Origin of the sequence: Pseudaquidulcibacter saccharophilus, from assembly GCF_019455445.1 — a bacterium.
Classification (GTDB): Bacteria; Pseudomonadota; Alphaproteobacteria; order Caulobacterales; family Aquidulcibacteraceae; genus Pseudaquidulcibacter; species Pseudaquidulcibacter saccharophilus.
Genome location: NZ_JAHWUS010000004.1, coordinates 1 through 22,161, shown reverse-complemented (window position 1 = coordinate 22,161; position 22,161 = coordinate 1). Strand labels below are relative to the sequence as shown.

General features: G+C 39.5%; 22 protein-coding genes and 1 tRNA gene. 8 read left to right on the top strand and 15 right to left on the bottom strand.

From position 1 onward, the window contains the following. Positions 1-225: 225 nt before the first annotated feature. From KXV15_RS11510 to KXV15_RS11495, 4 genes are all read right to left on the bottom strand, one after another. The gene (locus tag KXV15_RS11510; protein WP_240008352.1) at positions 226-816 is read right to left on the bottom strand and encodes a lytic transglycosylase domain-containing protein; all 591 of its coding nucleotides are present in this window, start codon (positions 814-816) and stop codon (positions 226-228) included. A 3-nt stretch (positions 817-819) separates the two neighbouring features. Beyond that, the gene (locus tag KXV15_RS11505) at positions 820-2,787 is read right to left on the bottom strand and encodes a type IV secretory system conjugative DNA transfer family protein (protein ID WP_240008351.1); all 1,968 of its coding nucleotides are present in this window, start codon (positions 2,785-2,787) and stop codon (positions 820-822) included. 87 nt (positions 2,788-2,874) lie between these two features. Further along, a complete protein-coding gene (gene traI, locus KXV15_RS11500; RefSeq protein ID WP_338050449.1) occupies positions 2,875-4,602 on the bottom strand; it encodes a TraI/MobA(P) family conjugative relaxase in 1,728 nt (575 codons plus the stop codon). Further along, positions 4,599-4,931: a plasmid mobilization protein gene (locus KXV15_RS11495; protein ID WP_240008349.1), complete on the bottom strand. Its 333-nt coding sequence runs from the start codon at positions 4,929-4,931 to the stop codon at positions 4,599-4,601. The genes traI and KXV15_RS11495 overlap by 4 nt, the downstream gene beginning before the upstream one ends. A 361-nt stretch (positions 4,932-5,292) precedes the next feature. On the opposite strand from KXV15_RS11495, the gene KXV15_RS11490 reads away from it, so the two are divergent. Together KXV15_RS11490 and KXV15_RS11485 are read left to right on the top strand one after the other, a co-directional pair. Then, positions 5,293-5,592, top strand: coding sequence for a TraK family protein (locus tag KXV15_RS11490; protein WP_240008348.1), 300 nt, complete (start codon positions 5,293-5,295; stop codon positions 5,590-5,592). Positions 5,593-5,606: 14 nt separating this feature from the next. Continuing rightward, complete coding sequence (locus tag KXV15_RS11485) at positions 5,607-6,776, top strand: P-loop NTPase family protein (RefSeq protein ID WP_240008347.1); 1,170 nt, start codon at positions 5,607-5,609, stop codon at positions 6,774-6,776. On the opposite strand, the gene KXV15_RS11480 is transcribed toward KXV15_RS11485, so the two are convergent. After that, positions 6,773-7,396: a hypothetical protein gene (locus KXV15_RS11480; protein ID WP_240008346.1), complete on the bottom strand. Its 624-nt coding sequence runs from the start codon at positions 7,394-7,396 to the stop codon at positions 6,773-6,775. The genes KXV15_RS11485 and KXV15_RS11480 overlap by 4 nt on opposite strands. A 324-nt stretch (positions 7,397-7,720) precedes the next feature. Here KXV15_RS11480 and KXV15_RS11475 point away from each other — a divergent pair, with 324 nt between their 5' ends. From KXV15_RS11475 to KXV15_RS11465, 3 genes are read left to right on the top strand one after another with little or no spacing between them, the layout of a single operon-like run. Then, positions 7,721-8,032 (top strand): helix-turn-helix domain-containing protein, encoded by a 312-nt coding sequence (locus tag KXV15_RS11475; protein ID WP_240008345.1) that lies wholly within the window; start codon positions 7,721-7,723, stop codon positions 8,030-8,032. After that, positions 8,033-9,268, top strand: a complete 1,236-nt coding sequence (locus KXV15_RS11470) for a type II toxin-antitoxin system HipA family toxin (RefSeq protein WP_240008344.1) — start codon at positions 8,033-8,035, stop codon at positions 9,266-9,268. It begins immediately after the preceding gene. Further along, positions 9,255-10,265, top strand: coding sequence for a bacteriophage abortive infection AbiH family protein (locus KXV15_RS11465; RefSeq protein WP_240008343.1), 1,011 nt, complete (start codon positions 9,255-9,257; stop codon positions 10,263-10,265). Before KXV15_RS11470 ends, KXV15_RS11465 begins: the two co-directional genes overlap by 14 nt. 93 nt (positions 10,266-10,358) lie before the next feature. On the opposite strand, the gene KXV15_RS11460 is transcribed toward KXV15_RS11465, so the two are convergent. From KXV15_RS11460 to KXV15_RS11435, 6 genes are all read right to left on the bottom strand, one after another. After that, positions 10,359-10,856 (bottom strand): antirestriction protein ArdA, encoded by a 498-nt coding sequence (locus tag KXV15_RS11460; protein ID WP_240008342.1) that lies wholly within the window; start codon positions 10,854-10,856, stop codon positions 10,359-10,361. 51 nt (positions 10,857-10,907) lie between these two features. After that, a complete protein-coding gene (locus tag KXV15_RS11455) occupies positions 10,908-11,099 on the bottom strand; it encodes a hypothetical protein (RefSeq protein ID WP_240008341.1) in 192 nt (63 codons plus the stop codon). A 550-nt stretch (positions 11,100-11,649) separates the two neighbouring features. Beyond that, on the bottom strand, positions 11,650-13,251 hold the full coding sequence (locus KXV15_RS11450) for a helix-turn-helix transcriptional regulator (RefSeq protein ID WP_240008340.1): 1,602 nt from the start codon (positions 13,249-13,251) through the stop codon (positions 11,650-11,652). Positions 13,252-13,276: 25 nt separating this feature from the next. Beyond that, entirely contained in the window at positions 13,277-13,612 is a 336-nt protein-coding gene (locus KXV15_RS11445; protein ID WP_240008339.1) for a hypothetical protein, read from the bottom strand. Positions 13,613-13,967: 355 nt separating this feature from the next. Next, entirely contained in the window at positions 13,968-14,270 is a 303-nt protein-coding gene (locus KXV15_RS11440; RefSeq protein WP_240008338.1) for a hypothetical protein, read from the bottom strand. A gap of 458 nt (positions 14,271-14,728) precedes the next feature. Continuing rightward, positions 14,729-15,100 (bottom strand): hypothetical protein, encoded by a 372-nt coding sequence (locus tag KXV15_RS11435; protein ID WP_240008337.1) that lies wholly within the window; start codon positions 15,098-15,100, stop codon positions 14,729-14,731. Between the two features lie 81 nt (positions 15,101-15,181). Here KXV15_RS11435 and KXV15_RS11430 point away from each other — a divergent pair, with 81 nt between their 5' ends. From KXV15_RS11430 to KXV15_RS11420, 3 genes are all read left to right on the top strand, one after another. Further along, complete coding sequence (locus KXV15_RS11430) at positions 15,182-15,433, top strand: helix-turn-helix domain-containing protein (protein WP_240008336.1); 252 nt, start codon at positions 15,182-15,184, stop codon at positions 15,431-15,433. 274 nt (positions 15,434-15,707) lie between these two features. Further along, on the top strand, positions 15,708-16,667 hold the full coding sequence (locus KXV15_RS11425; RefSeq protein ID WP_240008335.1) for an AAA family ATPase: 960 nt from the start codon (positions 15,708-15,710) through the stop codon (positions 16,665-16,667). Positions 16,668-16,678: 11 nt separating this feature from the next. Further along, the gene (locus KXV15_RS11420; RefSeq protein ID WP_240008334.1) at positions 16,679-19,162 is read left to right on the top strand and encodes a S8 family peptidase; all 2,484 of its coding nucleotides are present in this window, start codon (positions 16,679-16,681) and stop codon (positions 19,160-19,162) included. A 27-nt stretch (positions 19,163-19,189) separates the two neighbouring features. Here the strand turns inward: KXV15_RS11420 and KXV15_RS11415 are convergent, their stop codons facing one another. The 4 genes from KXV15_RS11415 to KXV15_RS11400 all read right to left on the bottom strand — a co-directional run bounded on the left by KXV15_RS11415 (position 19,190) and on the right by KXV15_RS11400 (position 22,114). Next, positions 19,190-19,504, bottom strand: a complete 315-nt coding sequence (locus KXV15_RS11415; RefSeq protein ID WP_240008333.1) for a hypothetical protein — start codon at positions 19,502-19,504, stop codon at positions 19,190-19,192. A gap of 70 nt (positions 19,505-19,574) precedes the next feature. Next, the gene (locus KXV15_RS11410; RefSeq protein ID WP_240008332.1) at positions 19,575-19,949 is read right to left on the bottom strand and encodes a hypothetical protein; all 375 of its coding nucleotides are present in this window, start codon (positions 19,947-19,949) and stop codon (positions 19,575-19,577) included. 645 nt (positions 19,950-20,594) lie between these two features. Then, the gene (locus KXV15_RS11405; RefSeq protein WP_240008331.1) at positions 20,595-21,869 is read right to left on the bottom strand and encodes a tyrosine-type recombinase/integrase; all 1,275 of its coding nucleotides are present in this window, start codon (positions 21,867-21,869) and stop codon (positions 20,595-20,597) included. A 168-nt stretch (positions 21,870-22,037) separates the two neighbouring features. Continuing rightward, positions 22,038-22,114, bottom strand: a tRNA-Met gene (locus KXV15_RS11400). Between the last annotated feature and the right edge of the window lie 47 nt (positions 22,115-22,161).

The window sequence follows — 22,161 nt, the reverse complement described above, 5'->3', positions numbered from 1 at the left end:
AATTATATTAAGTGCAATATATCGCTCCTAATGACATGATTTTACCATAAGAGGCAATATATTGTATTGTTGAGCACAGGTAACAATTGCCTTAAAATAAAAATCATAGCTCAAATCGAATGAAAATTGGGCAAAGAGCGTAATTATTAGAGGGACGAAACGTTAGAAGGGCGACCTTTAACGCTGGGAAATATTTATATTAAATAATTCGTTCTCAAGATATTACTACTCCCTCGAATAAACCGACGTTGTAGAACCATATGGATCAAGCTCTTCCACTAAAATCTCTTTAAAATTATCAGGAGGAGGCCCTTTTAATGAAACATTTGCTGAAGCGATTGCCGCCTCATAAACATTTGAAAAACCAAATGTAGGCTTGCCTTTATAATATTTAGCAACATAGCCATTACGAAGCCCCTTCACCATGCTTCCAGTATTATATGCGGACAGGGCTGCGCGTAGAGCAGTCTCGCCAGGACCATAAATGTCAACAGCTTGGGCATAATTGGCAGAAAGAATTTTTGTACCGACACGAATATTGGTACATGGATCAAATATCGTCTCTGGGCTAAGACCAAATCTAGCCATATTTGCGCTATTTATTTGCATTAAGCCCATATCTATATTCTTACCCTCAGCGAGAAGACTGCGCGCTATACGTGAGGCTTCAGAAATATTATTGGGCTTACGTTTATTGCTACCACCATAATTCACCCCGATAGCATATGGATTACCTGCACTTTCAACCTGAATAATGGCTTTGACCGTGTCGGGGTGGGTATTATATGCGCATTGCGCAATTAAAGCGTCCAACATATTTTAGTTCCCCTTCTGAAAGTTAACCCTGAATGCCTCAAGCGGCTTTGTTGATTGCGAGCTTTGAAATTTATGAGCACTAACGTCTGGTTCTTTTTTAATTGGTTCGATTTTAGCTCTTCGCAAAAAGACAGGGTCTTGAAAATATAATGTTTGAGTTCCTTTAATTGGTGCATGTCCTGCCACAAAAACCAATACCTCCCCCGCCTCAATAATTTGATCTCGCGAATCTTTTCTTGGGGCTTTCAGCCTTAACGCTTCGTCTATTGTTAAAAGCGGTCGTGATAATTCATGATAGGAACGATTAACATTCTGAAGCACCGCACCAAACCTTGCTCCTGAAGTCGTAAAGTCTTCTTTAATTACTGTCATAGTGCCGCTCATACCGCTGAGCCATTCTGCGGTTTCAAGTCGGTTGGGTGCGAATGCAATCCTTACATGGCAATTGGCGGTTATGGTCTCGTCATTGCCATAACCAGTTTCTCGGCTTCTAAGTTGCGCCATATCTTGGCAAACAATATAGGCTTTTATTCCATAACCAGCTATAAAAGCCAAAGCTTCTTGGAATACTTCTAAGCGCCCATATGAAGGAAACTCATCGAGCATTAACAAAAGACGATGTTTATGTGGCGGCAATGGTTTGCCATTTTTGAACGTTAATTCAGGACGCAATAAAACACGTACAATTTGGTTCAATATCATACGGATTAGTGGCTTTAAGCGGTCCTTATCTTCTTGACGTATTACCAAATATAGACTGTGGGGTTTATCTGCATCCATCAAGTCTTCGATTTGAAAATCACTTCGGCCTATATTCGCGGCTATTAATGGGTCGCGGTATAAAGCAAGGTAGGACATTGCGGTTGATAATACTGAACCGCGTTCTTCTTCATGGCGATTGAGCATATCACGTGCCGCTGCAGCTACGCCTATATGTAGATTTTCACCATAAGCATCCTGCCATAATTGTAATTCAACTTTATTATCAATATCCTTTAGCGGCCTTGCTATTTTTCCAATCAAATGTTGATTAAATAACATTTCAGAATAATAGTCATCTATTGAACGTGTCGGATCTGAAAGCGCTAATGCGATATCGGATAAATTGACATTTCGACCACTTAGTTTTGATTTGTAATATTCATGAATCACTACCCCAACCAAAAATGCATGAGCAGTCTTTGACCAATGGTCGTTTAAACCTTTACCGTCTGGATCAACTAGAATGTTCATGGTGTTTTGAACATCACCGATTTCATGGCTGGTCTCAAAGCGAATGCAATCAAGTGGGTTATATCCCGCTCCACCTTCTGCGGAAGTTGGGTCGAATTTTATTACCACATTATTTGCATGCTGCGCTCTCCAACCAGCGCTCATATTATAAAGCTCACCTTTACTATCAAGAATTACGCAGCTCTCACCCCAACTAAGTAATGTTGGGACAATTAGGCTAACACCTTTACCTGAACGAGTTGGGGCAAGTAATAAAACATGTTCAGGGCCATTATGGCGAAGGTAATGTATATTGCCTTTTTTATCCGTCCAACCACCAACATAAACACCGGCATTAGAACCAGTATCCGAGCTCAAAAGGCCAGTTGCCATAACTTCTTGCTCATCTGCCCAGTGTGCGGTTCCATGAATACCATCATGTTGCTTTGGTTTGCGGCTAGCTAACCCAACTGTAAGTGCATAAACCACGAAGCCAGAAACTAATGCCAGCGCCAGATACAATTCAACAATAGTAAATAATTTTGGGAATTGGTTTCCAAACTTAAAAGCCCAAACCAGCCAATTAAATGGCATATAAGGCTGTTCCCATATAGGCTTACCTAAAGCATTATGATGATAAAATATTTTTGCTAAATATTGGGTAGCTAAAGAATTACAAATCAAAACATATGCAATTAGCAAAGGAACACCTATTAAAGCTCCAAATGAACTCTTTGGCTTTTCATTATGATTTGCCATCCTTTGCGCACTCCAACTTACATAATTGTCTCATTCCAATTCACGAAAGAAAATTATAGCAAGACACGCAATGATTGTGCCATATTCTTATCGCCCCCTATTTCTAGGTTTAATATTAGGCTTGATTGTTTGGTGTGTATCTATTTTGGGTTGGATTAACTTATTTTGGGATTTTTCTGCTTTCAAAATCGCAACCGCATCATTCAATGCTTTATCAGCAAATCGAACCACAAAATCTTTTGATGCTGCAACCATTATTAATTCACGCTTGAAGGCATCACTACCATTAACTCGCAAGCCCTTCCCCGCAAACTTCTCTTGCGCCAATGACAATGCAAGAAATGCTGAACCTGTTGTTACCGTTTCAACATTAAGCGCCTTACCGGTATCAAGCACTTTTCCACCATCTTTGATGAAATAAATAATATCACCATTACGCCGCACAATTGGCGACATATCCTTCAATATTATGTTTCTAGCCTCATGAATATCATCGCATTTAAGAATATTGCCTATAAATTTCTCTTTGCTTTTTTCATGGGCGCGCAATACTTCAAGCGCATTTTCATTACCCTGTGCAACCTGATTTTGAAGAAACTCCGGCCAAGTATATAAAGGGATATCCTTTTCGATTTTCGTTTTTTCATTAGCAAGAGAATTTTTATGAACTTGCCAAATCTTTGCTTGTTCAAGCTTTAGTTTTTGATATTCGGATTTCTTACTCAAACGCCCAAGTAAGTGATTATTTTTAATTAAAGATTTTTTGTTTAAAAAGGCTTCTTTTATAACTCTCGCCGCAAGTTCGCCTCTTTCATTCAATATTGCCTTAGCCTCGCGCCTGTTGGCAATTGATTGCAAACGGTTACTTTGGAATTTTGCAAAAAGTGGCGCCGATATTTCTTTATTAATCTTCGGTGTCTTGGAATATGATTTTGTCGGTATAAGTTTTGGTGAAGTTTGTGCGGGCTTAAACTCGCCTAATTTACTAATCAATGTTTTATAAGTAAGCCCTCGGTCAATCGAGCTGGCTTTAACCGCCACATCCTGCCCTATTGTTTTAATAACTATACCCGCTCCACGAAGCTTAAATTCAAGCCCTGTTTCAGCTGACTTAACATGAAATTCATCCCACGAATTTGATGCTTTAAATGCTTCTAACAATTGCGCCTTAGCATTATTTTTTATCCATGATTGCAAACTCTCGCCATTCTCAAAATTCAATCCATTATCACGAACTTCATAATTTGTTCTCCGGCTTTTGGATTGTGCCCCTGCCAATTCCCCATGATGAGTAATCATCAAGCCATGTTTTCTTTCTAACTCCGCACAAGTTCGCATCAACGCATTTTTATCATAAAATGGCTCAACGTTACGATAAGTTTTCGGGTGAACTTTATTGATGGCAATATGGACATGATAGTGATCCTTATCATCGTGCGCCGCAGATATTCTTTGATGTTCTCCTAGGCCAATAGATGCTACTAAATTATCTTCAATATCATTCAATATTTCACGACTTGGCTTCTCACCAGGGGGAAATGAAAATATCATATGGTAAGTTTTATCGGTCTTTGACCTGGTATTCATATCTTGAGTTATCATCATTGCCAGAACCGCATCACGCAATTCATCACTTGGTAAATTGCTAACCCGTACAAAATCTACCCTTGCACCATCACTTACCGCATCAGTGATGTAATTTATCAATGGCGGCCAATCTTGTGGCTGCCTGGTTTCCGGCAAGCCAACTATATAACCAGCTAAGACTGAAATGCTGGAAGTGCTAACTTTCTTTGTGACACGTTTAGCAATCAAACCGAACCTGCCTTCCGCCTGATTTCATCCATGGTGTTATCTATTTTTTCAAGTAAAGAGTGAATGTCTGAAACTTCCACATTGTTCTTCTCGCTAATCAATAATTTCAAAAATCCACCTAATCGTCCTAGTTCACCATTTATCTTGAGGAGATCCATTGCAACCGCGCCATCAAGCGCACTTCTAGTTCTTTGTCCAAGCCCAGATTTACGCAAATAAGCACTAACAGATAAATTGCATTCATCTGCCCGTCTTTCAATTATTTTCCTATCTTCATCACTTAGATAAACTCGTAAACTTTTCTCGCGATTAACCGTTCCTGATTTCATTCAACCACCGCCTATCATAAACCTCCACAAGGAATTTAAATAATTCTTGTCGAGTGACTGCCTCTTCTATTCTTTCATTCCGAAGCACGATAATCGTTGAGCAGAATGCGAATAAGAGGCTTTTTCGGTAATGAGGCTACAAATTCATTTGTAGGCTTACATTACACATCTTGCCCTACAATTTGCCACAAATTCCCAAGAATTCGACAAGATTCCCCAAATAATTGAAACTATTTGCGTAATTGCTGATTATGGCAGTTAATTGCGGAAATCAGCGTTATTTGGTGGTTTATTGCGTAATTTTGAATGAATTTAAAATTACGCGAAAATCACTCAAATTCAGATAGTTCGGGAGTATTTAATGGCACAGAAAATCCGCCCTCGAGTAGCGTTTTATTCAAGGCTTATTGACATCAAATCGATGATTGAAGGCTGCGAATTTCTTAAAGACATTCACGAAAAATATTTCCCAAATGGCGAAATTTCGTATCGCCAATTTTGCTATTATGTGAAGGAATTGGAGTTGATAAACCCGCTTCATTCACAGAAAAAATTTGCGGAAACAAGGCCCGTCGAAGCGACTTCTGAACCCACTCCCAATCGACAAGAAGTAAGTTTATTCCATAGCCCAACTTTGCAAAATCGTGACGAAGTCTATTGATAGGAGCGTTGAAAATGAACTCAATAAACCTCATTTTGCAGGCTAAAAATGACGTAGGGAAAACCTATATCGCATCAATCTTGGCTGAATATTTTCAGGCAATGGGTCACGAATTTCGCGCCTTTGACGCGGACAAATCCAAAAATTCATTTTTTAAATTTGACGGATTGAAAGTTGCGCCTATCGAAATACTGGACGCAAACCGACACCTCAACCCGACAACATTTGACAAGTTTTGGGCAGAAGCGATTTCACATAATAATAACTTAGTCATAGATACTGGAGGCGATATTTTCGAACCGTTAGTGCAACATTTTGTTAAAAATGGGTTCGATAATTTAATTGCTGAAAGCACAACTGAGATAATCGTGCATACCGTCATCGCTGGTGGCGACAGGCTCGATGACACCATAAATGGCCTAGTCACGCTGTGCAATAAATTACCTTTTAAGGTAAAAATAGTGGTGTGGTTGAATGAAAATTTTGGCCCGATTGAAGTCGCTGGCAAGCCATTTGAGGGGTTCAAAATATATGAAAATAACAAGGATAAAATTCATGGGATTATCAGAATTCGAGAGCAAAATTCTGACCTTTTCAAGGCAGATTTACTTAAGAAAAATACACTGAAAATGACCCTCTCTGAAGCGATTAAATCGGAGGAATTTTCTGAAGTTTCAAGTCGCAGATTTGAAGAATTTCAACGGGAGTTATTTGAGCAATTGGACATTGTTTTCGCGTCACAAATTGCATTGAAAAGGAAAACTGAAATGCAGAAAATTGTCGAGAATGTAGACAAAAAAACTGCTCCAAAGGCATTCGAAACCGATGCACTAATTTTAGGCCAAACCCTCAATGAAGAAGCTCTGGCGAAATATTCTAATGCAATTAATAAGGCTTTCGAAAAGCACTTAGACCAGCTAGCTTCAGCAAATGCGCTGCATTTAAGCGAAGCTAACCGATGCGCTGAAATTGTTATTACCCAAGCCGCAGAATATTTGACCAAGCACTTAAACAAAGCCGCAGAGGAAATCATTGCTAGCACTTCAAGGCTGCTAGCCGCGCAAATTATTGAGGCAAACAAGGCGGCAAATGAAGCCAAGAACGCGAGAAATTTGGCATTAATTGCCGCAATTATTTCCTTATTTTTTATTTCAGGCTTTTCATTGCGGCAATTTATGAATTAATTTGCTATATTTTGCTCAAGAGCAAGACAAATATTTGCGAAAATTTCACCTGCAAGATATGTTATATTATCATTTTCTACTGACTTAATCGTTCCGACAAATAAGTTCGGCGGGGAAAGAGCTTTCTTTGTTCCGTATAAGTTCCCCAGCTCAAGTATTTTTTTAGATAAATTACTATCAAGTATGGTCGCATCATGCTTATGGTCAAAACCGATACAATCCCAATGAATATCAGATTTATTTCGTTTGGGCTTAATAACTATATATGGGATTTGTAAATCTTTACATAAAGAGTAGTGCGCGTTTTGGTCTTCTAATTTGTTGCTAATAACCCAGGGTGGAAGAAATATGCGTTCAAAAACACTCTCGGAAACATCAAAATCTCCTTTGTAAGATTTATCAAATAGCCAATTTTTGAATGAGTCCTTATTAAAATCGAATAAGCGGTTATAGATTGTAGTCTTATTTGATAGGAAATCTCGTAACGCTGCGTTTGAACCAAATTTTAATCCGCGCGCGATTGCTTCGGTCAAATGAGATGACTTAACTTGCGGATAATCTTTCTTTAAAATTGATTTTAAATCTTCAATATTCTTTTCAATTAGAACAAATTTGCTCATAGCAAACCTCCTATTTAATCGTCAGGTCTGCCCATTACTCACCGACGAACAATTAGGTTGTTTGCCGAATACAAATTATAGATTTTTTTAACTAGGCAGCAGGTTTGGTAAAATCGAACCATAACAAACCTACCAAGGTTCTGATTTTAGTCAATATCAATTTTGCTGATACTAAGGCACGAATTTCCAATAATAGTTTTCAATTCATGACAATGAACTATTTATCCGCAAAAGCGGACTAAAAACCCACAAGTGCGGATATTTTGCCCTTTTTAATAGACATTAAAGTATTTTGTGTATATTATAATAGACAAAGAGGTATATATGAGAACCACGCCACCATTACCGTTACCCGTAAAGCGTGCCCTTCTAAAGCTAGGGGGCGATATTAAAGATGCGCGTCTTCGTCGCCGTATATCGACCACGACTATGGCAGAACGAGCCTTTATCACGCGCACGACTTTAGGCAAAGCTGAGAATGGCGACCCTACAGTCTCAATGGGAACGTATGCCACACTTTTATACATACTTGGCATCGCAGACAGGCTGACAGAACTTGCCGATATAAAAAATGATGAAGTTGGCTTACAATTGGATTCGGCACGACTTCCCAAGCGAATAAGAGAAAACCAATAAATGGAACATAAAATTTGCGTTTCAATTGATCTTGATGACCAAACCCATATTGTTGGCACATTATGGGCACGGCAAAATCGCGGACGCGAGTCATCTTCTTTTGAATATTCAAAAGAGTGGTTAGAAAATCCTAAGCGGTTTTCACTTGAACCAGCGTTGCAAATTGGGCGCGGTTCATTTCACACACAAAATAATCAAAGCATATTTGGCGCATTTGGGGATTCAGCGCCCGATAGATGGGGTCGTGTTCTTATTCAAAGAATGGAGCGGCGAACTGCTCGCGAAGAAAATAGACCGCCTAAAACTATATTTGAGATTGATTATTTACTTGGCGTTGGTGACAGAGCAAGGCAAGGTGCATTACGATTTAGCCTAGAAAATGGAAGCCCCTATCTTGCGATTGATGGTATAAACCCTATTCCGCCATTAATTGAAATACCAAAACTTTTGAATGCAGCTAACCGCTTTGCCAATGATGAAGAGACACCTGAAGATTTGCGGTTATTACTAGCCCCTGGCTCTTCATTGGGCGGTGCTAGGCCAAAGGCTTCAATCATTGATAAAGATGGAAGTCTTGCGATTGCCAAATTCCCAAAGCCTGATGATGAAATAAATATATCAGCATGGGAGGCTGTAGCTCTGACTATGGCGCGTGACGCAAAAATTCCAACGCCTGATTTTCGTATAGAGAATATAGACGGAAAATCAGTTTTGATCCTGCAAAGATTTGACCGTCAAAACGGCAAACGGATTCCTTTCTTATCGGCCATGAGTATGTTGGGTGCGGAAGACAATCAAACCCGATCATACATGGAAATTGCAGATGCATTGAGGCAATATGGCGCAAAGGCCGATGATGATTGTGCGCAATTATGGCGGCGCATTGTATTCAATATCATGATTGCCAATACAGATGACCATTTACGCAATCATGGCTTTTTATATGAGAAAAATGGCTGGCGATTATCTCCTGCCTATGACTTGAATCCTGTGCCGCTTGATATCAAACCAAGAGTTCTAAGCACCGCAATAAATGAGGTTGAAACCGAAGGTAATTTAGAAATAGCTTTAGAAGTTTCGAAGCATTTTGGGCTTAAACTTGATGAAGCCAAAAATATAATAAGCGAAGTGAAAAATATTGTTTCGAACTGGAAAAGCTACGCATTAAAGTTTGGAATTTCAAATAAAGAAATTGAACGTATGACCTCGGCGTTTGATACCAATGTCACAAACTAAAAAAATGACCACAAATATTAAACCAAAAAGAAGACTCTTTATAATTGGCAACGGATTTGATTTATATCATCTGAACGGTTCCAAACCTGATACTAGTTACAACTCATTTGCAGCACATATTAAAGCAAATAAGAAAGAACTTTTTGAGCTTATATGTCAATCATTTCCTCTATCATGTGATACTACTGACAGAATATGGGGTGAATTCGAGTCAGCTTTAGCAAATTTTGATCATGAATATGTGTTCGAAGAATGTAATGGATACTTAGATGATTCAGACCCTCACAGAATGGGTGAAGCAAGCTGGGAGGCGCAAAGACACATTGAAAAAATCTCGAAGGGGTTGGCAGAAGCGCTTAATGAATTCATTAAAGACGAAGTTAAATTTCCAATCCTAAAAGACAATATAAAATTGCCGCTCCCCCAAAATGAAGATGATTTATATTTGAGCTTCAATTATACCAATACTCTTGAGCGCTATTATCAAATTCTAGCTTCACAAATATGTTATATACATGGAAAAGCTGGAGAAAATTCCGCTTTGCAAATCGGACACTCTGTTAAGCCGCATTCTGCAACATCAGCCAGACCAATATTAGAAACAGCACCAGAAAATCTTACGGATGGAAAACGTGAACTGTGGGATGAATATATGAATGATAAGTTCAGTCAGTCCACTGAATGGGTTTACGACGAAATAGACATGTACTGGGCCTTGTCATTTAAAAACGCGAAAACCAATATCAAAAATAATATCAATTTTTTCGATAAAGCTCGCGAAATTGCCAACGTTTCAATTTTGGGGCATTCTCTGTCAGGTGTTGACCTGCCTTATCTTGAAGAAATAAGAAAACGTGCCTCTAAAGATGCAATTTGGCGGGTGTCATATTTTAGCGAAAACGATAGAGAAAAGCATAGACTTACACTGAATGAATTAGGCGTACATGAAGAATTTATTGTGCAGGCACCACTTGGCGCAATTCTAACTTCAACTTAGCAGATTTAGATCATCTTATAATTGCAGTTGCAAACAAACAAGGTATGCAACGAAAGGCAAAAAAGGCAAAATGACGGTAGATTACCGACGCGCCTAGGCGCATCGGTAAATATAGCGGGTTCCATCGATTGTGATTTCAGAATAGTCCATTGATAAGTCGCGTGCGATTGCGTCGTAATCGATATAGTATTTAAGCGATTGTGGAATTGTTCCATATAGGCCGTCTTCGACGAATTGTTCAGCAAGTTCGCGCATTGTATCGAATTGATAAATATCAACGTCAAAATCGTCGGGATTGTCACTTGATAGGTCGAATTTGTAAGCGCATTCACCGACTGCGATAATGGCTTTGAGCTTTTGACCTTCATCCCAATTTAGGGCTGCGTTGAAATATGCTTCGATATTGCATTGAGTGATATTGAGGGCTTCAAATAGCTTATAATCAATGCCTTCTCCCTCGATAAATTGGATTTCATATTCTTCAATAAGTGGGCCATTGAGATTGAATGATTTGGTGACATATTCATCAAGGTTGTGGAAATAGAAGCCGTTGGCTGTGAAATCATAAGGTTGTGCAAATAAAGTTGTCATGTCGACTATCCTTTTTGGGAAAATGGCGGGGGCTTTCGCCCCCTAATTTGCTTAAGATTTGGCTTCTGCGGTGCGCATGATGATGCGTCCGTTAAGCGGCATTGAGTTGAGGCTTAGTGTGTAGCCTTTGCCATCTTTGGTAGGCCAAGCGACGCCAATGTCGTTCCATCTTGCGGCTTCACCTTCACCGGTAACGGTGTAAAGACGATGAGAAGGTTTGGTAGTTTTAGTTTCTTTAGTCATTTTCATCTCCATTTAAGAAGCCGTCGGGACCATTCCATCGGGCTTCATGGGAATAAAAAGACCAGCCGCTAAGTCGGGTGGTTCAAGGCAGAGCGAAGCGAACAGGCGTGCTTAGTTGCACAAGCAAGCGCATTCCGAAAAGTGGCGTAGCGAATTCATTCGCGTAATCGAAAAAGTATTCAACTTTTTCGCGCTCATTTGTGGTTTTCGGATAAAATGCGCGTCATTGAAAATGTGCGCGGAAACGTGCAGCCTTGAACCAATCCCGCGAGGATGGTTATAAACCCATGAATGCAAGCACGAGGAATTAGTCCCCTATTCGGCTAAAGGGTGATGTATGCGGGGGAAACGAAATGCAAACCGAATAATAAACTGACCAATAGTTTCAGGTGAAAAATCAATCTGCAAGGAACGATTTTAATCGCCCCTGCCCCAAGATTTGGAGTGATCCAATCGGCCATCAACCAGACCCCAATGGACATCAAAATCGCACCAAGATTAATCCAAAATGCAAACCTAATGAATAGAAACGGGACGCATTCAGCCAATTTTATAACTGGAAATCGTCCAATGTTCTCCCATTTTCACTTTCGAACTTTTCATGCAAAGGAGTTAAATTACCAATCTCCGATATCCTAAACTTCCTAAAGCTCTGTCGAAGCTCACACCACGCGAATAAAAAATAGTCATCACCTGTTGGTTGTAGAGCTAAGGGGCGGATCCTTCTGTCTTCCAGTGAATCCTTGTAAGTGATTTGTAAAAAGGAACTTTCTTCTATTGCGTCATGTATAGAATTGATCAAACAGCCAAGTAAAACATCTTCTCGAAATTCATCACCGAGAAGTTCAGTTACCACATTATCGGAAATTGAGGGGATTATATGATTTTGAATGCTTTGCATTAGTTCAATTGTATCGGTATTGCTATTGAGGCTCTCTTGGAATTCCAAACAAGAATTGCTAGCACCGAATACTAAACTAGGGAAATCGATGCCAGAATTCAACAATAGATAAATTGTTCTAAATTTACATATTCGCAATTGATTAGAATAATTTACTATCATCCCATTTTTATCGCGATAGCGGGAAGCCAGATTGCCAAGATTTCTTCGATATGAAACAGAATGCCCATTTCTGTGCATTTTCAAAGTAATATCATCTAGTCTTTTTGATAGAGTCGCTAATTCTATTGATAAGGGTATTAAGGTAAGTTCCGCCCAAGGAAAACTCTGAAACAATACATTTAGGACATTTTTTGTATAATCAATATCCAGTTCCAATTTAAGCGAATCGTTTTCTTTCAGATGCTTTTTTGCTAATTCAATTGCTTCGACCAAAACCGATGTTTCTGAAACTGAAAATGGTAATTCGCAACGTGCAATTGCATTTTCAATGTGCCATTTTTGATGCCAATAGTATTTTGCAAAAATTAATTCTTTGGCGACCACGGTGGCTAATTCGAGAAACTTTGCAGTTTCAATTCGTAATGTGAAGTCATCAGCGCTGAAATTTACAATTTCAGCTAAGACTGAAATGGCGTCGTCAAGTGTAGAAATTTTCGGGTATTTGTTTCTAAGTTTATCAAATTCCGAAATTGACGGTATAAATCTGTTAGTGCCATATTCGGGTATTCTGAAATTATTTTTTCTAAATTCATTTACAGCTGGTATGGCTGAATTCACACGCTCCTTTGACAAAGAACTTGGCGGTTCTGGCTTATCTTTACATATTTCAATTAATATCTGTTTGGCTATTGCAACATGGCCAGAAAGCAAACTTTCAGCCGCTTTTACCCAAGCCTCATAGTTTTGCTCTAGCCAGAATGTGTCACTTTCCAAAAACAATTCAATCATTGAAAGGAACTTGATTTTTTGCCAATTAGAATAATGAATCAGCCTTAATATTTCTTCGTCATTTGGGAAAATTATTTTATCGTATTCTTCTACAAAACCCGAAGAAGTCTTTGGGATTTCACCCAAAGATCGTGACAAACCATGCTTATAAATTTTAGTTGATTTGCATTTTGGGCAATTTACCTTTTCAACTTCTGAAATGACCCAATGCGTCCGTTCGTCACCGCATTCGCAAGCGGTTCTGCGAGCCAACTTCCCTTCGCTAATTTCTTCGATTTTACCAATAAAATGAATAAGCATTGTTCAATTCCGAAAGTATTAATTTCTATTCACTTTCGTCTAATCTATTTCCAAAAGTTAACTGCGTCTGCAAATTGCAAACTGCTACGCTCAGCCAATAAAAGTGTTTTTCCAAATCTGTGCCATTTCTATCCGACAATTCACAAATAGCTTCGAATGAAGATTCATAATGTCTCAAATTTTTGAAAATTATCTCGTTTTCAACTGAATTCCCAGATCCATCAGAACTTGTTCCCTTGACTCTCAATTTTGAACAAATGTATTGAACGGTTCCGAGCAATTTTAATCTTTCAATAACTTCCGAATTTCTTGCTTCATTCGAAATAAGTTCTAAGCTTGCGATCGCTTTTTCTATTCTCATAATAATTTCTCCACACAATATTACTCAAGATTGGTGAGCTTTTTTACTAAGTCAAGCTTAAACAATGCTATTGATATTTAATGTCAATTTAAATTTTCGACTATTTAATAAGCAAGTTTACTTCTAAAATTTTGACCATTTTCTTAATTATATGAATAGTCGAGCGATGGCTTTTTTTGGCGAGTTTAGATTTCAGGCATTCAAAAACGCACCATTTCCTATAAAAAGGCACTTCAAGTATTTTTTTAGTGGGGGACTTTAAGAGCGCTGCGAACACCACGTGTTGTATCAAATTCTGCGTCCTTACAATGTTTCATTTAGATTTTAGCGAAATGAAATCATGTTATGCCGCCCCTTAAAAAAGGACGGGATGGTTTGGAAATGGGTTTTGAACTTTGAATTGGCTTTGGCGGGAATGATTATTTAGCCATTCGAAGGCAAATTCTTCGACACTATCAAAATTATCAACTTCATTGGCAATGGTTATAATTTCTTTATAGCCGCATTTGCAATCTGGAAGTGATGCGCGATTTAGGCTTTCGATTTCCACACGGGCTTGCCAATTTCCATCATCAAATTGGATAAAATAGCGATCAAAGCGGATTTCGATATTAATGCCATTCCAAATTTTGCGTGTGATTGAGAAGTCTTTTTTCATAACTGCCTCCGATAGGATTGATTGTACATTTGACGGGGCACTTGCGGCAGGTTTTTAGAATTTGATTGTCACCATCGGGGAACGGCTTGCCCGTTGACAAGCAAATCCAACCTGCCAAACACGTCAATTGTAATGGACATTCAAGCAAACTTTCGAGCAATGATTATGAAAACTTCGAAACAACAAATCGTGATAAAATGACATATATCGCCAATCCCCAATCGCTATTCAAATTGATGAAGCAAGGCAATTAGAGGCAAGCAATAATCGGAGCCAATCGCCCAGGCTTTTGCAAACTCGACAGAAATTATAAAACCAAAATGAAGCTGATTTGATAGTCTGTGAATTTCAATGGCAAAACATTCTCCCCAAATGCTTATAACCAAAAAAACACCAAAACACGCCTTTTTCTCGGGCGGTCAATTTTCGATACGTTTGATAATTATGGTTGGAATTTGCTATATTGCGCGGCTAACTAATTTTACCGTTCGAGCCTTGTCGCAATAATCATAATAATGCTTCTCTATAAATTTTACGCATTTAGTTTTAACCACTAAATCGGCTATTGGAACATCAATTTTCAATTCTTCGGCAATCGCCTGCGCCAATTCAATTTGGGCTTTGGAACTTGGTCGATTTTCTGGGCTAAGGCACAAAGGCAATGTATCGGCCATTTTATCGGCAGTTTCGCACATTTGCGATTTACCATCTGGTAAAACCATTTGCTTTATAAGCGCATCAATTACAAACTGTTGTAATTGAAAAGAAATTTCCACGCCATTGAGATTTAGTGAACATTCAAAACTTGCAAAAATATCGCGATTTTCCATCTAAACCTCAAACAATATCCCAAAATGGGTTTATTCTAAATTGGGATTATACCCCTTCCCTTGAAATATCAAGCGGAAAATATGAAAAGCCTTAACAATCCCAAACAATTAATTTTTCAAGATATGATTAGGGAAGCAAGGCTAAATGCTGGCTTAACACAAGCCAAACTTGCGGAGAAACTTGGAAAGCCACAATCCTATATTGCCAAATACGAAACTGGTGAACGCAGGCTAGATGTTATTGAATTGCTGGACATTATTGACGCAATTGGCGGCGATGCCGCAAAATTCATAACCGCGTTTAATTCGGCAAAAATTTCGGAAAGAGAATAGATTTACAGCTCCAATTGAGCAATTTTCGCTTGAGGTTCTACATTATTTAAAAGCCGAAATTAGATTTAAGAACTAATCATAACAAACAAAAGACCATGGACACGACACAAAGTATTAACATTAAAACCGCTTCAAAAATTCCTCAATACAGCTTCTATATGTCCGATTTAGGTGTATAATGCCGTTAATACATTTTTTTTTAAATCATATTAATGAATTTTCGAATCAGTCAGAGCTTTGCTTTTTAGCGAGCTAAATTAATTGTGAGTGCATAATGGCGACGGCAGAACAAATTAAATCTTTAATACGTTCTCATTTTTCTGAAGAACCAGAAAGATTTCATACTATTGCACTTCAAATTGCTGCGCATGAAGCTAAACAAGGCCATGCGGCAATCGCCCATGACATTCGAAATTTAGTGGACATGGAACGAAAAAAGGCTGGCCCAAGAATTATTTCGTTTCCACGAGACCTGAAAGGACTTGTGCTAACTGAAGACCCCAACACTTCAAAGCAAGTGCTTGTTATGAGCGATGAATTAAAAGCTCGCATTGACCAGATTATCCATGAATTCCGGCAAAGGGCAAAATTAAAATCTCACGGACTCCAGCACAGACGTAAAATATTATTAATTGGTCCACCGGGCACTGGAAAAACCATGACAGCTAAAGTGCTCGCGCACGAGCTTAGAGTTCCACTTAACACTATACAAGTGGACCGCTTAGTTACAAAATTCATGGGAGAGACAAGCGCTAAATTAAGGCAAATTTTCGATTTTATGTACGAAAATGTGGGTGTTTATTTCTTTGATGAATTTGATGCTATTGGAGGAAATAGGTCAATGGAAAATGACGTCGGCGAAATGCGGCGTGTCTTAAATACTTTTTTACAATTCATTGAACAAGACACTTCAGATAGTTTACTTATTGCGGCAACCAACAACCCTCAACTTCTGGATTCTGCGTTATTTAGACGATTTGATGACGTTTTATATTACAAGAACCCAACTGAAAAAGAGATTGAACTAATAATTCGAAATAGGTTAGAATTATTTATTCCCTCGAGGTTCAATTGGAATAAAGTGATAACTTGCTGCAAATCGCTAAGTCAAGCTGAAATAGTTATGTCGTGTAATGATGCAATTAAATCTGCAATCTTAACAGACAAGTCAAAAATTACTGCAGCTGATTTTATTTCTAAAGTGGAAAATCGTAATTATCAGCACGTAGGGTAATAAAGCGTCTTATGAAACGAGAATTGCCGCATATTAAAAATGAATTTAATCCCGAAGTACTTGGTTTCACATCTGTAAGCTCAGGTGGAAGCGGGTTTGAAATTCCGTCAAGAAATCGAATTTCTCATGGTGAACGAATTCAAAATTATTTGCGAGACGCATGGGCGACTGCAAATACAGAAAAGGTTGCAGTGCATTCAACCCGCGCTGGTACATATCTCGAGTTCGAAAGTAGCACTGATTTCAACCTAGTCGTCAAAAGCCTGGAAGATGCCAGGTATAGTGTAAGGCTTTGCAATGTAAGGGAGGCAGGGATCGTCAAAGACGATGGAACCCGCCATAGCACACAATTTGCCACTGTTTTCGTTCCAAACGGAATGGAAAAAGTATTTGAGTCAAAAATCAACGATTATTTGACCAAAAATACTAAAGCCGAGAAGCCAAAAAATAAGCCTCTTATTGAAAGTATAGAAGAACTTCGAAACGCTCTAAGCGTAGACTCATTTTGGACAGACGATAGAAGCCTTATCCCAGCAGCTGATGCAGAATGGTGCGAAATTTGGCTGCGCAAAGAAAATGTCGAAGTAATTGGGGAATTTGAGCATTATATTCAATCAAAAAAAATTGAAGCAAAAGCAGGAATTTTAAATTTCCCTGAGCGAGCGGTGAAAGTAATAAAAGCTAATAGGGAGCAACTTAGCGAATTAACAAGAAACTTTGCATTTATAGCGGAATATAGAAAAGCGAAGACTACAGCGGACTTTATACTGTCTATGAAGCCATCTGATCAATCGGACTGGGCGAAAGATTTACTCACTCGCACAACATTTAGTAACACTAATAATGTCTCCATCTGCTTGTTGGATCATGGCGTTAATAATGGACACCCATTACTTCAAAAAGTTCTTTCTATAAACGACTGCAACACAATTTCCACTAGTTGGGGAACCTCGGATGGACATCCGCATGGTCACGGGACCTCTATGGCAGGGCTTTTAGCCTATGGTGATTTAAAAGAAAAACTTGAAACGCTGGACCATTTATCAGTTAATCATGCTTTGGAATCTATCAAAATATTTCCGCCCAAGGGAAGCAACCCTGCTGAACTGTGGGGATACATAACCCAACAAGCGGTAAACATCGCCGAAATTAGCGCGCCTGAAAGAAACCGTATCACTTGTCTGCCTGCAACTTCTTCTGATACTAGAGACAGAGGGCGTCCGACATCCTGGAGCGCTGCAATAGACCAAATGTCTTTTGGCGAAGTCGAAAATTCCCAGCGCTTGGTTTTTATTGCGTCCGGCAATTTTGATTCATCGGAAAATTACATTCCTTACCCAGATTCACTACTTACAGATTCTGTACATGACCCAGCACAATCGTGGAACGCTGTCACAGTTGGTTCTTATACTGAATATGACCATATTTCCGATTCAACATATTCTGGATACACACCGATAGCTGGCAAAGGACAAATATCGCCTTTTACTACTACGTCTTTAACTTGGGAGACTAAATGGCCAATAAAACCGGAAGTCGTGTTTGAGGGTGGGAATGCAGGTATAGAAAAAAGTACAAATTTTTGTACGACAATGGATGATTTATCATTAATTTCGACACACTTTGACTTCAATTCACGACAATTTAGCGACTTCAGCATGACGAGCGCATCAGTTGCATTAGCTGCTAATTTTGCCGCAAAAATCATGTGTGCTTATCCATTATACTGGCCAGAGACTGTTAGAGCATTAGTAATACATTCTGCGGAATGGCCCAATGCACTTAAAAGCCAAATTATTGGCACCAACAATAATAAATCTGAATTTGGTAAATTGCTTCGGGTTTGCGGTTACGGTGTACCAAACTTTGAAATGGCGGCGTATTGCGCAACGAACAGTCTCACTTTGGTAAACGAAGCCGAGATAACTCCTTTCAAAAAGGATGGTAGCACTTACAAAACAAATGAAATGCATTTCTACGATCTTCCTTGGCCAACCGAAATTTTAGAAACTCTTGGTGAAGCAAATGTTGAAATGCGAATAACTCTCAGCTATTTTATTGAACCTGCACCAGGTGAAATTGGTTGGAAGGATAGGTATCGTTATCAATCACATGCATTGCGATTTGACGTATGTGCGCCTGGCGAGGATAAATCTACATTTCTAAAAAGAATTAATAAGCAATCTCGCGAAGACGACGATGAAAAAGTTACAAGTTCGTCAGCAAGTAGTCATTGGACTATTGGTGCTCAACAAAGAAACAAGGGCTCGGTTCACTCCGATATATGGAGAGGAACAGCAGCGGAGCTGGCGAGTTCAAATCTAATTTCTGTTTACCCAGTCGTGGGTTGGTGGAGAGAGCGGCACAATCTAAAAAAATACAATAATTCAACTAGATATTCGCTTATTGTTTCAATTTCTACGCCAGAAAATGATGTTGATATTTATACACCCGTTAAGGCAAAAATCAGCTTACCTGTTCCTATTCCAGTATAAAGTTATTTCTGTTAGGCCAATTGCCCCTCAAAATAGTGACAATTGACACGATCTGGAAATATGATTTTGCCAAGCGATATTATCCTTGGCTTCACCATCAAGCCACATTTTGGCATATTCAACCGGTCCGCCGAATTCTTCAATAAGGCATTTTGCTGTGAAATAAGATTTATAGCCAGTTTCGGTAATTGGCAATGGCTCGCGAGTTTTGCTCATAATTTCTAAATGAACAATTGTAGTTTGCTCATCGACTTTGGCAACATAATCGCAGTAACGAATTTCAATTTGGATATTTTGCCATATAATTGGATAAGTTTCGTATTTTTCAAAAGGCTTATTCATAACGCTCTCCGAAATAATGAGGATTTACAGAATGCGGCTTGATTTGAACCAAGCCGCGTATCGTTAAGTGTCACCACCAAGCGTAATAAGCGACTTGCCGACCTTGGGCGAGCGCTTCCCGTGCTTTGGCGATAAATTCGAGGTCGTCTTCAAGCTCTTCGCCAGTGGTTTCACCAAAGAAGAAACCAGAAGTTTCGGGAAGGTCTTTTGCCTTAATATCTTCTTCAAGCCGATTAATGTCTTGCTCGGTAAGTAAAACCGTCGCGACATTGAAATCTTCGTTTTCTCCGCCATTTTGGAAATAGAGGTCTTGCATCCAGCCGTGAAGATTTGGGTGTTTGCGCCAATAGTGAAGGTCACTGTATTTATCTTCGTCTAATTTGAAATCAGTTGCTGGACGATTATCGTCTTTTGCGATTGAAACGGCATACATATCTAGTCCCATTTTAAGTCTCCTTATCTTCAGCCCGCATGATTGCGCGACTGATGAAGACAAAGGGCAGCGGCAACTCACGCCTTCAACGCACGAGCTTGCGAGCAGAGTTTATGCTTGAAGGCATTAGTGAGTGGCTGATGCGAAGGTCGCCATATTCAGCTAGCTTATTCGATGGCTGAGATTGGAGAAGTTTGGGAAGATTATTTGCTTGAACGCAAAAGCTACCCCCATTCATTGCTTATTGATACGACGAATATTCACTAATAACTTTGGCACCTTAACCCGCCCGAGCGATACACTCGCTACATTTCAAAGTGGCAATAAGATTAATTTGCGGCTGGTATTCATTATAGGCTGAGCGCGCGAGATGCTTGAATGAGCTGCAAGGCAACAAGTTCCCATGAATAACTATCCGTTCTGATTGAAGAGCCACAATGGCTTGGAGAGATTACTGGCAGGTATTATTGCTTGTATATGCTTAAGAGAGAGAGAGCCGCCGAATAACGAAGTGCCGCTAGGCTTAGCTGATTGGTAGATTTATGCCGTAAAGGCGGTCGCTAAATTGGCGGGCAATTTGCTTGGGATTTTGCATAAAAGTGGTTCAACTTTTAGACTTGCAAAATAGGGATTTCCGAATGGTTTCAGTTCTGTAACCTAGTATTCATCATCTTCATCGTGATTTTCATATTTATCACGCGATTGGGCTGACCTGCGGACATTGATTGCTCTGGCATCAAGGGTATTCTTGATGTGGGCTGCGTAAAACTTCTCTATCATCTCAACTGATGTGCGACAGTTCTTGGCGATTTGATAAATATCTGCACCTTCCATAAGACGAAGGCAGATATAGGTATGACGTAAACTATATGATGTGCGTGGTTGACCATCACGGTCATATTTAAGCCCTGCCTTATCTAGGACCTGATTGAACATTTTGAGATTGCTACCAGGGAATAATAAATCTGTACGCTTTGGTAGAATTGCTGGTGATGGCTCTTCTCCTTTTCGTAAGCGAGCTTGTGGCTGCGGCATTGGCCGTGCCAACATTCGCTCATACACGCGAACCGCCCCAGGCATGGATTTGCAATAACCAACACCACGTTTACCACGTACCTCTATTTCAAGGATGCGCTCCCCAGTTGCACCATCTTTAACAATTGCAACATCGCGGTGTTGCAATAATTTTACTTCATCTGGACGAAGACCAGTATTACCCATAAATAGTACGAAATCATGTAATTGTTCGGCATTCCATTTATAACGTGGCGAAATGGTTTTGGCATGCTCACGGGTTGCCCGATATAATTCTTTATACTCATTAGGACTAAACCATGCCCGATGAACTATCTTGCCTTGTGATTTATAAGGTGGCGTTAAATTCGGAACATGTTTAACCCAACCATGTCTTGCAGCCGTTTTAAGCACTTGGCGCAAGGCAACTATCTCATCATGTATTGTTGAACGTGACGGTGGCTTAATATAGCCTTTGGGGGCATTCTTTGGCTGCCGCCCAGCTTGAGTGGCACGATATACCCTATAATCTTGCACACGACCTTCTGTAATCTGCGAAATTGGCATATCACCAAAATATGGCAATAAATGAAGCCGCAATCTAATCTCATAGCCTTCAACCCATTTCCTACTTCTTTCGCCTTCTGTGATAGTCTCATATTCAAGCATGAATTGCTCCGCGACATCGGCGAATGTAATTTCACGCGGTGCATCTTTCTTAACAAGTTCGCCAGTGCGCTCAGCACCAAGTAGTCCTAAAAACCAATCCTCAGCAAAGGATTTGGCAGACGCCAGACGCTCTTCCTTAGTGCTTATTCGATATTGTTGCCCACCTACCGAACAAGAGCACTGCCAATATTTGCTATTTGGGCGCTGAAATAGCTGCACCCTTCCACCCAAAATTTCATGATTTGACATGCCAAAAATCCTTCACATAACCCTTAAAGGAGTTGAAATTGCACAGAGTCTATCAGGTTTTTGTGGATTGTCAAAAGTGTGCTAATTATGTGCTAGCGATTTTAACGCAAAAAAGCCCCAATTTGATGATGGGGCTATTTTTTAACTTATTGTTTTATTTGAGGATTTTGGGTGCGGGGGCAGGATTTGAACCTGCGGCCTTCAGGTTATGAGCCTGACGAGCTACCGGGCTGCTCCACCCCGCGATAAAATTGGTGCTGACGAAATTGTCAGCGAAGGAACCATTGGTGGG